The following is a 13,264-nucleotide window of genomic DNA, read 5'->3' as shown; positions in this document are numbered from 1 at the left end:
GTTCAGATACTCATCCGGCTGACTTCGAGATAGGCGCTGACGATCTTGTCGCGGATGGCCACGGCGGCCTGCAGCGTTTGCTGGGCGTTCATCACCGCATCCACAACCTGCCGCGTATCGGCATTGCCCCTGAGCGCCTCCATCGACAGGGTTTCGGCGCTTTCCAGCTTTCCGACCGTGCGCGAAGCGGCCTGCGCGAGAGCGTCGGCGAAGGATGCGCCGGCGTCCGATGCCTGCTGCACGGGGGAGGCGCCGGCCGCTTCGGTGCCGATGGAAGGGGCAAGGCGCAGGGAGCCGACGGGGCCGATCATCATGGCGTCCTCATCAGGTCGATGGTCATGGAGATCAGGTCGCGCGCCTGGCGGATGACCTGGAGGTTTGCCTCGTAGGACCGGTTGGCCTCGGTCATGTCGGCCATCTCGATCAGCACGTTGACGTTCGGCAGCTTGACGTAGCCATTCTCGTCGGCGGCGATGTTGCCGGGCTGGAATTCGAGCGGAAAGGCGCTGCGGTCGCGGTCGATGGCGCCGACTTCCACCAGCGATCCGCCCGACAGGCGATCGAGCTCAGATACGAAGGAGACGGTCTTGCGCTGATAAGGGTCCGCGCCCGGAAAATTGCCGGTCGACTGGGCGTTGGCGAGGTTTTCCGAAACGACGCGCAGCCGCTCCGACTGGGCGCCGAGGCCGGATGCGGCGATCTTGAGGCTGGCGGTCAGTGCATCCATTGCGATCAGCCCTTGGACACGGCCAGCAGCATGCCGTGGAAAGCCTTGACGATGGCCGTATTCAGCTCGAAGGCGCGGCGCACCTCGCCGGCCTTCATCAGCTCGGTTTCCATGACGACGGTGTTTTTCGACGGCATGACCGCCCCGTCGAATTCCTGCGCTCTCGTCCGGAAGGCCGCCTCGCTGGCGCCGAAGCCGAGATGCCCTTGCTGCGTCGCGTTCAGCGAAACCGTGGTTCGCTCCAGAACGCGCTCGAACGGCTCCACGTCATGCGCCAGATAGCCCGGTGTGTTGGCGTTGGCGACATTGCCGGCGATGGCGGTCTGGCGCACGGCCAGCCATTGCGACTGCCTTGTGGCGAGATCGAAGAGGTTGACGGGCTCCATGGGCTTCTCCGGTATCCTTGCCCATGGTAGGCGGCCAGTCTTGCGCGGGCCTTGCGCCGGTCCCGGCCCGCCGTCATTCGGAGAGTTCGATCACCTGCTCCCTGCTGGTCACCAGCACCCATTTTCCGGCCCGTTGCTCGATGGCGGCGACGCGGCTGGAATCGGGCAGCCTGGAACCGTTCTGCACGATCCACAGGCCGGCATCGTCCTCGATCATCGCGCGGCCGTTGGCGACGTGGACCAGCCTGTATTCTGCGGCTGCGCCGGGAAAGGGCTGCTCGTCGGCGCCCGGCGGATCGCGGGCCGGTTCGTCGGCGATATTGCCGGTGCTGAACAGATCGAGTTCGCCCGGAAGTTCCGGAAGGTCGCGTATCCGGGCGGGCGGCGGCAGGCTTTCGGCGACGACGCGGCCCGAGTTGGCGCCCTGTCCGCCAAGCCTCATGGCCCGCACGCCGAACTGCTCCTGATTGAAGAAGATGTACCATGGGAACAGCGCGCAGATCAGCCCGAGCGCCACACCGAGGCCGGCGACGACGAAGTCGCCGCGACGGTCGGGCCTGTCGATCTTCGGAAACGGGGCCGAAGGCGGAGCGGGCCAGCTTTCCGGGACGGGTGCGAGGGCCTGCCGGGGAGGGCGGGTTTTGCCGAAGAGCCCGGAGAGCAGCGAGACGCGGGCTGCCTCCGCTTCTTCTTCGGCGCGCGCTTTCGCAAGCAGGTTGTTGAGCAATGTTTCCGTGCGCTGGCGTTCAGTGGGCATGGTCGCCATTCCTGCCTCTCAGATGGCCGGCCAGATCGGCGAAGGCATCGACCGACGCCGGATCGACAGGCGATTGCCTGAGGGCTTCGTAGATCAGCGGCACCTGTGTCACCGCCACATCGAGTTCCGGATCGCCGCCGGGCTGATAGGCGCCCAGAAGGCGGATGTCGCGGGTGTCCTCGAAGCGGGCGATCATCGCTTTGAGTTGTGTCACCAATGCGCGCTGTTCCGGTGTCCAGGCGCGACCGGCAAGGCGCGAGATCGATGCGAGGGGATCGACCGAGGGCAACCGGCCCTGCTCGGCAATCGCGCGGTCGAGCACGACATGGCCGTCGAGGATGCCGCGCACGGAGTCGGCCACGGGATCGTTGTGATCGTCGCCATCGACCAGCACGGAAATGATGGCTGTGATGGAGCCGGCGCCTTCCGCCCCCGGGCCGGCGCGCTCCAGCAGTCTTGGCAGTTCGGTGAAAACGGAGGCGGGATAGCCGCGCGCCACCGGCGGTTCGCCCGTGCCGGTCGCCACCTCGCGCAGCGCGTGTGCGAATCGGGTGATGGAATCCAGAACCAGAAGCACCCGGTCGCCGCGGTCGCGGAAATATTCCGCCACCCGCATTGCGGTATCCGGGGCGCGGCGGCGCATCATGGCGCTTTCGTCGCTGGTGGCGACGACCGCCACGGTCTTGGCCATGTTCTTCTCGCCCAGCGTATCCTCGAGGAACTCGCGCACCTCGCGGCCACGCTCGCCGATCAGGGCGACGACCACGGTGTCGAAGGCATCCGCCCCGGCCAGCATCGCCAGCAGCGTCGACTTGCCGACGCCCGACCCGGCAAAGACGCCGAGACGCTGACCGAAGCAGAGCGGCGTGAAGATGTCGATGACGCGAACGCCCGTCCGGAACCCCGTGCCGACGCGCTGGCGCTCCATGGCGCCGGGCGTCCTGTCGGCGCTGCCGGATTCCTCCGCGCCGCGCAACAATGGCGCTCCCGCGTCCATCGGGCGTGCCAGCGCGTCAATCGCGCGGCCGCGCCAGGACGGGTGCGGCGCAACCGTCAGCGGGCCGCGCCTGAACACGGAATCGCCGATGCCTGCATCGGCATTGCGTTCGAAGGGCGCGATCACGATCCCGTCGCGGGCGATATGGACGACCTCGCCCAGTGTGCCGCCGCCATGACGGCTGCGATGCTCGACCAGATCGCCGAGCCGCGCCAGTTCGCTGAGACCGCTCACCTTGTAATGGTTGGAGGATACTTCAACGACCCGCCCGCCGTGCTTGAGAAGGGCCGAAGGCTCCCCGAAGCGCCGCCAGACATGTTCGAGCAGCGTCAGCCGGTCCGGGGCAGGGGCGCTGCGTTCGGACAACCTGACGAGCGTGGTTTCATCCGTCATCGCGCGCGGCCGTTACTTCGAACCCAGCGTCTTGATCGCCTCATCGACGGAAGAGCCGGTGTCGCGGATCAGGGCCGACATGTTCTCGAATGTGCGCTGCACCTGGATAAGATGCATCATCTCCAGCATCGGATTGACGTTGGACTGTTCCACGAAGCCCTGCGAGACGCCGACATCCTGCGTATCGACCTGCGGCTCCAGCCGGTTCCGGTTGAGAATGCCGGAGTTGCCGTAGCGCTGGAAATCGAGGCCGGGCTCGAATGCGAACAGGCCGATGGCGCCGACCAGCCTTCCGTCCTGTGTGAGGGAACCGTCACTGCCGGCCTCGGGCGGACCGTCGTTCGGATCGAGCTGGATCGGTGCACCGCCGGCGTCCAGCACCGGGTGCCCCTCGACGGTGACCAGTGCGCCCGAATTGGCCAGGGTGAAGCGGCCGTCGCGGGTCATGACCGTGCCGGCAGGCGTCGCCACCGCGAACCAGGCGTCGCCCTGTATGGCGAAGTCGAGTGGATTGCCGGTCTCGAGCATGCTGCCACTCACGGGGGAAAGATATGTGGAGCCCGACGACGCGAAGGAGACGGCGCGCGGACCGGTTCCCGAAACCACATCCTCGAACTTTACGCCGGTGGCGCGAAAGCCCACGGTGGTCGAGTTCGCCACATTGTCGGCGACGGTGTTCAGCCGCCGTTCCAGCGCGACCTGGGAGGAGAGGGCGACATAGAGGCTGTCCTGCATGGCCGGGTCGCCCCTTATTTCGACTTGAGTTGCTGCATTGCCATCAGCAGGTTCGTGGAGACGCCTGCCGTCATCGGCTGTGAGAACAGGATGCTGGCTGCATTCAGGGCCGGTGAGGTCGGGTTGCTGATCTCATAGAGGCTGGTGAAGCGGGTGATGAACTTCTCCAGCTTTGCCGGGTTGGCAAAGTCCTCGATGTTCATCTTCGATTCGAAGAGTTTCACCTGCTTGTCGATGTCGGCCTTGGCGAAGGAGTCCGGCAGGCCGAAAGCCGTCCGCACCACGGTGGCCAGCGCCTTGTCGGCCAGCACCTGATACCAGTCGGTGATGTCGGCGGCCTTGCGCTGGAAGTAGAGCGCCAGCCGCACGCCTTCGTTGCTGTTGCCGGCATCTTCCTCAAGCGTCTGCCGCAGATACTTGTCGACCACGTTTTCATGCGTGGGCGTCCAGGTCGTGGCCTTTTCGCCAAGGCCGGCGAAGTCGAAGGCGCTGGCGAAGGCTGCATAGCGCTTGTCTTCCAGCGTATTGGCGAGGCTTTTCGGGTCGGACATGCCGCCTTCCAGCACCTTGCGCATCGTCTCGGGGCTCTCCGTTTCGGGATCGAGCGCATAGGCGCGCATGGCGTAGTTATAGAGCCGGGCATCGCCGAACAGGTCGTCGATCGACTTCACGCCCGCGATCCTGCTCATGTAGTAGTCGGTCTCGGCCTTGACCGTCGCCGGATCGATTTCGTCGATGGCGGCCTGGATGGCGTAGTTGCCGGTCGTCGCCTGCTGGGCCTTGTTGTAGATCGTGGCCGCGTCGCCATGCCTGGCGAAATCGAAGGTGGAGACGAATTCCGCGTAGCGCTTGTCGGTCAGCTTGTTGGCGAAGCTGTCCGGGTCCGTCACGCCTTCCTTGAGCGCCTTGACCATGAAGGCCCTGGCGTAGCTCATGTCCTGAAGGCCGAATGCCTTCATGGCGTATTTGAACAGGCGGTCGTTCTTCACGAACTCGTCGATCGAGCTGACCTTGCCGATATTCTCGAGGTAGTATTTGGTTTCGCGGTCGACCATCGGCTGGCGCTCGATGCGGTCGATCGCCTTCGGGATGTCCCGTGCAATCAGCTTGTAACTGACGAAAGTGTTCAACACGCGATGCCTCCGGCCGAAGCTGAAGGGAAAGAATAGGCCGGCTTGCTTGCGCGAAACTGAACCGGACGTTGCGCGCCGGTCGCCGGATTCAAGCCTCACACAAGGCACGCGCGCTATTCACATTGTCTGATACGAGATGCGGAAGGACGGAACGTGGGCATTCTGATCGGATTTGTGGTCACGCTCGGCTGCGTTCTCGGCGGCTTCATGGCCATGGGCGGTCACCTGCATGTGCTCATGCAGCCGTGGGAACTGGTCATCATCGGCGGTGCGGCGCTGGGCGCTTTTCTCGTCGCCAATCCGATGAAGACGGTGAAGGACACCGGCCGCGCCGTCGTCGAGGCGATCAGGCAGGCCGTGCCGAAGGAGCGCGAATATCTGGAGACGCTGGGCGTCCTGCACAGCCTGATGCGCGAATTGCGCTCCAGGTCGCGCAGCGAGGTCGAGGCGCATATCGACAATCCGGAAGAGTCCGCGATCTTCCAGGCATTTCCCACCGTGCTGCGGAACAAGGACCTCACCAATTTCATCTGTGACTACTGCCGCATCATCATCATCGGCAATGCCCGCCCCCATGAGATCGAGGCGCTGATGGACGAGGAAATCCAGACCATCCGGTCCGACAAGCTGAAGGCGTATCATTCCATGGTCGCCGTTGGCGACGGCCTTCCGGCGCTGGGCATCGTCGCGGCCGTCTTGGGTGTCGTGAAGGCGATGGGCGCGCTCGACCAGTCACCGGAAATCCTCGGCGGGCTGATCGGGGCCGCGCTTGTCGGCACCTTCCTCGGCATCTTCCTTTCCTATGCCGTCGTGGGGCCCGTGGCCTCCAAGATCAAGACCGTGCGCGAGAAGCAGAGCCGCCTCTACGTCATCGTGAAGCAGACACTTCTGGCCTATATGAACGGTTCTTTGCCGCAGGTGGCCATCGAGTTCGGCCGCAAGACCATTTCCGCCTACGACAGGCCGTCCATCGATGCCGTCGAGCAGAGCACCATGAATGCGGTCATCGCCGAGAAGAAGGCTGCATGACGATGGCTGTGGAGGCTTGCGCATCATGAGCAGCCCGGCCAGCCCGGCGGGAACCCGTTCCCTGATCATGGAGCGACTGCTGGGCGACAGCGGCGACGCCGGCCAGGTGATCGGCGCCGGACGCTCCATGGCGGAGCGTGCGCTGCCATTGCTCATGAAGCGTCTGGCTGAAGAGATCGGCGCCCCGGTGCGCGTCGACCTTCAGGGCGTGGAGATCATCCGGGTGGCGGAAGCGCGTTCGCTTGCCGGTGACAGCTTCGCCATGACCATCGTCGCCTCGACGATCTCGTCCGATGCCATGACGCTGGTCATGGATGCGGCAGCGGTCTCCGTCATGGTCTGCACGCTGTTCGGCGGCGATCCCGATGGGCCCGTCTCCACGATCGAGCGGGATTTCTCTCCCGTCGAGATCGATGTGGCGACGCTGGTGTTCCAGGAGTTCGCCGACGTGCTCAACGGCTCCGGCAGGCGTTCGCTCGATCTCAGGCTTCCCGTGCAGCGGGCCATGGCAGGGCTGGAGGCGAAGCGCCATGTGCTGCGCGACGGTCCCGCTGTGCGCATCGTCTTTGCGCTGTCGACCGCGACCGAGCGTGGCACTGTCGCGATCACGATCCCCCAGCGGGTGATCCTGGCGCGCAACGGCGCGGATGCCGATGCGGAAGATACCTCCCGCTGGCAGACGCATTTCTCGCAAGAGGTGAAGCGTTCGACGATTTCGCTGACGGCAACCATGCCTCTGGCGAAGATGTCGCTCGGCCAGCTTGCCGGTCTGCGCGCCGGCGACGTGATCGAACTGGGCGACATGGCCCAGAACCATGCGCGGCTTGGGGTGCGGGACCGCACATTGTTCGTGTGCGAGCTTGGCAAGCTTGGCAAGCACTACACGGTGCGCATCAGGCAGCCGCACGATGAAGCGCAGGATTTCATGGATGGGCTTGCGCCGGGTTGACCGGGCGTTGGCAACAGGAGAGTAGCAGTATGAGCCATTCCAATGCGGAAGCCCTGGGCGAGGACCGGGACGAGCAGCTCGACCGGGCCATCGAAGAGTTGCGCGGCGTACTCCAGCAGGAGGAAAAGCGCCCGCAAGACGCGGCCCCCGAAACCGCTTCGTCCGGCAGCAGCGTCATCATGGATATCCCGGTCGATGTGCAGATCGTGCTCGGCACCACCGAAATGGCGGTATCCGATCTGATGACCTTGCAGAAGGGCTCAACCGTGGCTCTCGACCGGCGCATCGGCGAGCCGATCGACGTGATGGTCAACGGTCGCCGCATCGCGCGCGGCGAACTGACCGTGCTGGAAAACGATTCCTCCCGCTTCGCGGTCCGCCTGACCGAGATCATCACCGCAAAGAGCGCCTGATGCCGGGCCGGACGGGCGCGCAACGGGAGCAGGGGAGAGCCGCATGACGACATCGCTGACGCTGACCCGGCCGCAGAAGGCAGCCGCCATCCTTGTGGCCATGGGCAAGCCGGCGGCGGGTCGCCTGCTCAAGTTCTTCAAGCAGGAGGAACTCAAGTCGCTGATCGATGCGGCGCGCATGCTGCGAACCATTCCGCAGGCCGATCTGGAGAAGATCGTGGCCGAGTTCGAGGCTGAATTCACCGAAGGCGCCGGCCTGCTCGATTCCGCCGACAAGATGGACACGCTGCTCAACGAGACGCTGTCGCCGGAAGAGGTCAGCGCCATCATGGAAGGCAGGCAGAAGAAGCCCGATGCCGGTCCCCTGCCGGTATGGCCGCAGGTGGAGAAGCTCGACGCCGCGCGCATCGGCGGCTTCCTCGCCGGCGAACATCCGCAGACTGGCGCGCTGGTGCTTTCGAAGCTGTCGTCGCAGCTTGCCGCGCAGGTGCTGCTGACGCTGGAGAAGCCGCTGCGGGCGGAGGTCATGAAGCGTATGGTGACGATGGCCAGCGCGCCGCAGGCGGCAGTGCGCATCGTGGAAAACCAGATCCGCGCCCGCCTGCTCGACGGCTCTTCCTCAAAGGACACCTCATCGGGCCAGGCGCGTCTGGCGAGCGTCCTCAACGAGATGGACAAGGCCCAGCTCGATGAGGTTATCCAGGATCTGGAATCCGTCGGAACGCCCGATCTCGCCGGCGTGAAAGCGCGGGTATTCTCCTTCGATGACATGCATCTGCTGTCGCAGAAGGCGCGTGTGCTGGTTTTCGACGGCCTGTCGACGGACGTCGTCACACTGGCGCTGCGCGGGGCGCCGGAAGAACTGACCGAGGCGGTGCTGTCCGCCATCGGCGCGCGGGCGCGGCGCATGATCGAGTCCGAGCTTTCCATGGGTTCGGAGGGCATTGCGCTTGCAGACATCATGCAGGCCCGCAAGACGGTCGCCTCGGCCACGGTACGCCTTTCGCGCGAAGGCGCCTTCGAACTGCCCGGAGCGCAGCCAGCCTCCGAAGCGGCATAGCTGGCTGAGCCATGTCCGAGGCCGTCGACAAGGATTCGAAAACAGAAGAGGCGACCGAGAAGAAGATCCGCGACACCGTCGAGAAGGGCAAGCTGCCCCATTCGAAGGAAACCGCGATCTTCGCCTCTTTCGTCGCCATCCTTGCCTACACCGTCTTCTATGCGCGCGACGCTGCGGTGGAGCTGGGGCTCTTCCTGTCCATGTTCCTCGAAAAGCCCGACGTGTGGCCGATGGCCAACGAGACTGACATGATCGCGCTCTATCGCAGCGTCATGGTCGAGATCGGCCGCGGCGTCGCCGCCCTGCTGGTTTTGCTGGTGGTTGCCGGGATAACGGCTTCGGTCGCTCAGAACATGCCTCGTTTCGTTGCGGAGCGCATTCGGCCGCAGGCGTCGCGCATTTCCATCGTGCAGGGCTGGAAGCGCATGTTCGGCGTGCAGGGTTTCGTGGAATTCCTGAAGTCGGTCGCCAAGGTGGGCTTCGCCATACTGGTGCTGATGATCGCGCTTTCGGACAGCGTCAGCCGCCTGCTGGCCGGCATGATCACCAATCCGGTGGAATTCGGAGGCGTGATCCGCGGCTTCACCGTCGATATTCTTGTCGTGATCGTCTTCGTGATGGGCGCCATCGCCGCGGCCGACTTCATATGGCAGCGCTTCCACTGGAAGCAGGACCTGCGCATGACGAAGCAGGAGGTGAAGGACGAGCTCAAGCAGTCCGAAGGCGATCCGATCGTCAAGTCGCGCATCCGGTCCGTGGCCCGCGACAGGGCGCGCCGGCGCATGATGGCGGCCGTTCCGCGCGCCACGCTGGTGATCGCCAACCCGACCCACTATGCCATTGCGCTCAAATATGTGCGGGAGGAGGATGCCGCCCCGCTCATGCTCGCCAAGGGGCAGGATCTGGTGGCGCTCAAGATCCGCGAACTGGCCGAAGCGAACGGCGTTCCCGTATTCGAGGACGTTGCGCTTGCCCGCTCCATGTACAAGCAAGTTTCGGTGGATAGCGTCATCCCGCAGCAATTCTACCAGGCCGTCGCCGAACTGGTGCGGATCGTCTACTCGAACAAGGTCAAACGCCGGCAGGTGACATGATAAGGCAGCCGCACGCAGAAACACGCGAGAGCATCGTGGCACGCGCCATCGAACAGGTGGTGGGAGAATTGCGGCTGGTCGATGTGGCCGACTACATCGCCTTTATCCGGCTGGAGCATTTCGCCTGCCTTGCCGACCTCGTGGATTCGGCGGCCGAGCTCTATTTCATGCCCGGCACCCTCAGGCTCGGCCATGGCGGCGAAGCCTATATCGACTGGGGCGGCAGTCCGCGCATCGTGCTCGACCTCGAACTGAGGCCAGCCGGGGTCGCTGTCTACTTCCAGCTCACGCTCGAAGAGCATCAGGCTTCCGTGGTGGTCAACTACGTCACCTTCGAGACGCCGCGCGAGGACCCGCAGATGAACACGGCGCTGCTGCGTCAGGCGATCGAACAGTCGCGAATCCGGCCTGCCGAGACGATGGGGCTCGGCCGTTCTACTCTATGAGGCCGAGGCGAAGCGCCTTGGCCACGGCTTGCGTGCGGCTCACCGCATTCAGCTTCTGCGCCGACTGGGTGAGGTACTGGTTGGTGGTGTGCACCGACAGCCTGAGCAGACGCGCGATCTCCTCGCTCGTATAGCCGTTGGCGGTGAGCTTCAGGCATTCGAGCTCGCGACGGGTCATCGCCCGTTTCAGCCCCGGATTGTCGGAGCGGATGCGCGATACGGCGGCGAACAGCGAAAAACAGCGCCCATGGATATCGTAGAGCATGTCCTGGGAAAGACTGATCCCGTCGCCCGCGAAGACCATCAGCCCGCACTGGTTGCGTTCCGCATGAACCGGGAACGCGATGCCGGCTTTGTCTTCGACCAGCGGCGAGATCCGCGTGACCCACGACAGCGAGCCAGGAGCGGTGTCCGAAGCGCAGTCGCCTGCCTTGCTCCACCACAGCGGTTCGGTGGAGGAGCGGACATGCTGCACCACATGTTCCGTATCGGCGTCGATTGTTTTCGAGAAGCCTATGCCCGGATGGTCGGAATCGAGGCAGGGCACGAGGCGCGCGCGCTCCTGTGCCGGGGGCGCGAGAAGCAGCGCGAAAGCGTCCGCGTTGATATCGAGCGCCATCCAGCGGCAGCGGCGCACGGCATCCGCGAGAGTGAGCCCATGGCTGCCACCCTGCGGCCAGACCTGTCCGAAGGTGGCGCGCGGCTGGCCTGGGTCCACATCCTTCAAGGCTGGCCGGGTCAAATGATGCCGCTCCTGATTGCCGTTGCGATGGCCATCGCCCTGTTGCTGGCCGAGAACTTCTGAATGGCGTGGGTGATGTAGCTGTTCACCGTGTTGGAGGACACGCCGAGGATGACGGCGACCTCGTCGGTGGTCTTGCCTTCCGAAACCCAGAACAGGCATTCGCGCTCGCGGTCGGAAAGCGGGTCTTCGGTGGCGGTTCCGGCGATGAGATGGGGCGTGCGCGACAGCGCATAGCAGCATTCGATCTGGGCACGGGCCAGCGTGGAAAGGTCGATGCTTCCTGCCTGCGCGGAAGAAAAAAGGATGAACAGGCGCTGGCGGCCCACATTGAGCGCCAGCGAATAGACCTCGGCATGGCCGAGCACGTGAAGCAGCCTCGCTTCCTCGCCATTGATGAGCGCGTCGGTGTCGGGTGCGCTGCTGACCGTCAGGGCGGCGGGAAGCGTGCCCGGTGAAGCGGTCCACGGCCCTTGGGCAAGCGTCGCGATGAGCTGGCGCCCGATCAGCTCTATGGCGTCGAACTGCCAGTTGGAAGCAACGATGCGGGCCTGATTGCGGGCTTCGCCGTGCACGATGGCGACCAGCATGTAGCTGTCGGCGCCGGTATTGGCGGTCATGTTCATGAGGAAGCCGGTAAGCTCGCCCCGTGAAGCGGGCGGGTGTTCCGGGCCGCGGTTTTTCGTGTCTGATGCGAGGTTGTTCATCGGAGTCTTGGAGCCACAATCCATGGTCCACCGCAGGCATGACGCCCATGGCAGGGGAAAACGCATCGAATTCACGCTGGAACGCGCAAAGTTTTTGGGAACGCAAAATGCCGGAAACGCACGGGACGCCGACAACGCCCGACCGGACGATTCCGTCAGGGAACGCGAAACCATCGCGTCTTGCCTCGATCGTTTCGTCGAAGCTTCAGACCTGGAAGTTTTCGCCCCGCCCCCGCAGGATCGACTGATTCGGACTTAATCTACCCTCACTCGAATCCGACATCAAACGGGAATTGACAAAAATCGGATTCGGAGTCCATGCGCGACTCGGTTTCTGCTCAGCGACCCTCGAAGCCGGTCAGGACACCCACGGCGTTGATGCCGATTTCCTCGACCGCATAACCGCCCTCCATGACGAAAAGCACAGGCAGGCCAAGTTTGCGGATGCGTTTGCCGATGAGGGGATAATCGCTGCTTTTCAGCCTGAACCGGCTGATCGGGTCCTTCTCGAATGTATCGACACCGAGCGAGACGACGACCACGTCGGGGCGGCAGGCGCCGATTTTGGCGCAGGCATCCTCGAGCGCCAGGCTCCATTCATCCCACGCCGTTCCGGCGGGCATCGGATAGTTGTGGTTGCAGCCTTGCCCGGCCCCGCTGCCATGTTCGTCGGCGTGGCCGAGGAAAAAGGGATATTCGGCCATCGGATCGGCGTGCAGGTTCAGCACCTGCACGTCGGCGCGCGAATAGAAGATTTCCTGCGTTCCGTTGCCGTGATGATAATCGATGTCGAGCACGCTCACGCGCGCCGCGCCGTGGTCGCGGAACCACTGCGCGGCAACGGCCGCGTTGTTGATGTAGCAGTAGCCGCCCATGAAGGCGGAGCCGGCGTGGTGGCCCGGAGGGCGGCAAAGCGCGAAGGCGGCACGTTCGCCTGTGTTGACCAGACCGGCTGCGGTCAATGCGACATCGCAGGAGGACTTCACCGCCTCCCATGTTCCTTTGACGAAGGGCGCTCCGGCATCGAACGAGTAGTAGCCGAGCTGAGCTTCGATGGCGCGCGGCCTCCTGTCTGCACGCAGGCCGCGTGTGGGCCACACATAGGGCAGCGCCGCCGGGCCGGTATGCCCGGCCGCTTGCCATTGCGACCAGACGGTCGACAGGAAATCGATATAGTCGGAGGCGTGAACCTTTCTGGCCGCCGAAAGGTCGTGCTCCTGCGGCGGCAGGATGTCGCCGAGCTTCTCGCTTTCCACCCGTGCCCTGATGAATTCCGCCCGCGATGGCTTCTCGAAACCGGGCACCAGCTCGCCGGCAACAAGTTCGAACGTATCGGCGTGCCCGGCGTGCAGCGGCGAAAAGACGGTTTTCATGCGGTTCTGCCCCTTGTTTCGGGATGCAGCCTAAACAGCGGCCGATAGGGCTGGCAAGTTGTGGTTCGTGTCTTCCAGCGGGGTGGCGCAAGCGTTCCGGAACCGTTAGTCATAGGCAAAATCCCTGCTTCAGGGCCGGGTATGACGGCTGCGGCCGTCGAACGTGTTTCGATTTCCAAAGGTGATCTGATGTCCATAGCAAATGAGACGGCCGAACTTCTCTGCGGGCTTGGAGTTTTGCCGGCTTCGGTTTCGGGCGGAACGCTTGTGGTGCGCAGCCCTGTGACGGGTGAGGAGCTTGCACGGGTTGGCGAGGTTTCGGG

At 64.3% G+C, this 13,264-nt stretch carries 16 protein-coding genes; 6 read left to right on the top strand and 10 right to left on the bottom strand.

The genetic code is table 11. The annotated features are described in order from the left end of the window. Positions 1–2 precede the first annotated feature (2 nt). From fliE to DES43_RS12555, 7 genes are all read right to left on the bottom strand, one after another. The gene (fliE, locus tag DES43_RS12585; protein ID WP_133675503.1) at positions 3–311 is read right to left on the bottom strand and encodes a flagellar hook-basal body complex protein FliE; all 309 of its coding nucleotides are present in this window, start codon (positions 309–311) and stop codon (positions 3–5) included. Continuing rightward, a complete protein-coding gene (gene flgC, locus DES43_RS12580; RefSeq protein ID WP_035024218.1) occupies positions 311–727 on the bottom strand; it encodes a flagellar basal body rod protein FlgC in 417 nt (138 codons plus the stop codon). Before flgC ends, fliE begins: the two co-directional genes overlap by 1 nt. Positions 728–732: 5 nt before the next feature. Next, a complete protein-coding gene (flgB, locus tag DES43_RS12575) occupies positions 733–1,113 on the bottom strand; it encodes a flagellar basal body rod protein FlgB (RefSeq protein WP_035024215.1) in 381 nt (126 codons plus the stop codon). Positions 1,114–1,186: 73 nt separating this feature from the next. Continuing rightward, positions 1,187–1,870 (bottom strand): hypothetical protein, encoded by a 684-nt coding sequence (locus DES43_RS12570; RefSeq protein WP_342585377.1) that lies wholly within the window; start codon positions 1,868–1,870, stop codon positions 1,187–1,189. Beyond that, positions 1,860–3,260 (bottom strand): flagellar protein export ATPase FliI, encoded by a 1,401-nt coding sequence (gene fliI, locus DES43_RS12565; protein ID WP_035024210.1) that lies wholly within the window; start codon positions 3,258–3,260, stop codon positions 1,860–1,862. The genes DES43_RS12570 and fliI overlap by 11 nt, the downstream gene beginning before the upstream one ends. A 12-nt stretch (positions 3,261–3,272) precedes the next feature. Then, on the bottom strand, positions 3,273–3,995 hold the full coding sequence (gene flgF / locus DES43_RS12560) for a flagellar basal-body rod protein FlgF (protein ID WP_035024207.1): 723 nt from the start codon (positions 3,993–3,995) through the stop codon (positions 3,273–3,275). 14 nt (positions 3,996–4,009) lie between these two features. Further along, positions 4,010–5,128 (bottom strand): DUF1217 domain-containing protein, encoded by a 1,119-nt coding sequence (locus DES43_RS12555; RefSeq protein ID WP_035024588.1) that lies wholly within the window; start codon positions 5,126–5,128, stop codon positions 4,010–4,012. 153 nt (positions 5,129–5,281) lie between these two features. Here DES43_RS12555 and motA point away from each other — a divergent pair, with 153 nt between their 5' ends. The 6 genes from motA to DES43_RS12525 are packed head-to-tail and all read left to right on the top strand — an operon-like array spanning position 5,282 to position 10,119. Further along, positions 5,282–6,157, top strand: coding sequence for a flagellar motor stator protein MotA (gene motA, locus DES43_RS12550; RefSeq protein WP_035024205.1), 876 nt, complete (start codon positions 5,282–5,284; stop codon positions 6,155–6,157). Positions 6,158–6,182: 25 nt separating this feature from the next. Beyond that, a complete protein-coding gene (locus DES43_RS12545; RefSeq protein WP_035024203.1) occupies positions 6,183–7,106 on the top strand; it encodes a FliM/FliN family flagellar motor switch protein in 924 nt (307 codons plus the stop codon). 29 nt (positions 7,107–7,135) lie between these two features. Continuing rightward, positions 7,136–7,519 (top strand): flagellar motor switch protein FliN, encoded by a 384-nt coding sequence (gene fliN, locus DES43_RS12540; RefSeq protein ID WP_035024200.1) that lies wholly within the window; start codon positions 7,136–7,138, stop codon positions 7,517–7,519. Between the two features lie 43 nt (positions 7,520–7,562). After that, positions 7,563–8,579: a flagellar motor switch protein FliG gene (locus DES43_RS12535; RefSeq protein WP_035024197.1), complete on the top strand. Its 1,017-nt coding sequence runs from the start codon at positions 7,563–7,565 to the stop codon at positions 8,577–8,579. A gap of 11 nt (positions 8,580–8,590) precedes the next feature. Beyond that, positions 8,591–9,673: a flagellar biosynthesis protein FlhB gene (flhB, locus tag DES43_RS12530; protein ID WP_035024194.1), complete on the top strand. Its 1,083-nt coding sequence runs from the start codon at positions 8,591–8,593 to the stop codon at positions 9,671–9,673. Then, positions 9,670–10,119, top strand: a complete 450-nt coding sequence (locus tag DES43_RS12525; protein WP_035024191.1) for a hypothetical protein — start codon at positions 9,670–9,672, stop codon at positions 10,117–10,119. The genes flhB and DES43_RS12525 overlap by 4 nt, the downstream gene beginning before the upstream one ends. On the opposite strand, the gene DES43_RS12520 is transcribed toward DES43_RS12525, so the two are convergent. From DES43_RS12520 to DES43_RS12505, 3 genes are all read right to left on the bottom strand, one after another. Further along, positions 10,109–10,861 carry a response regulator transcription factor gene (locus tag DES43_RS12520; RefSeq protein WP_245264645.1) on the bottom strand — a complete coding sequence of 251 codons (753 nt, stop codon included), beginning with the start codon at positions 10,859–10,861 and terminating at the stop codon, positions 10,109–10,111. The genes DES43_RS12525 and DES43_RS12520 overlap by 11 nt on opposite strands. After that, positions 10,858–11,568 carry a helix-turn-helix transcriptional regulator gene (locus tag DES43_RS12515; RefSeq protein ID WP_051520413.1) on the bottom strand — a complete coding sequence of 237 codons (711 nt, stop codon included), beginning with the start codon at positions 11,566–11,568 and terminating at the stop codon, positions 10,858–10,860. Before DES43_RS12515 ends, DES43_RS12520 begins: the two co-directional genes overlap by 4 nt. Before the next feature lie 338 nt (positions 11,569–11,906). After that, positions 11,907–12,941, bottom strand: coding sequence for a histone deacetylase family protein (locus DES43_RS12505; RefSeq protein WP_035024183.1), 1,035 nt, complete (start codon positions 12,939–12,941; stop codon positions 11,907–11,909). Between the last annotated feature and the right edge of the window lie 323 nt (positions 12,942–13,264).

Source organism: Aquamicrobium defluvii, assembly GCF_004363725.1.
GTDB classification, from domain to species: Bacteria; Pseudomonadota; Alphaproteobacteria; order Rhizobiales; family Rhizobiaceae; genus Mesorhizobium; species Mesorhizobium defluvii.
This window is presented reverse-complemented; position numbering and strand designations above follow the sequence as displayed.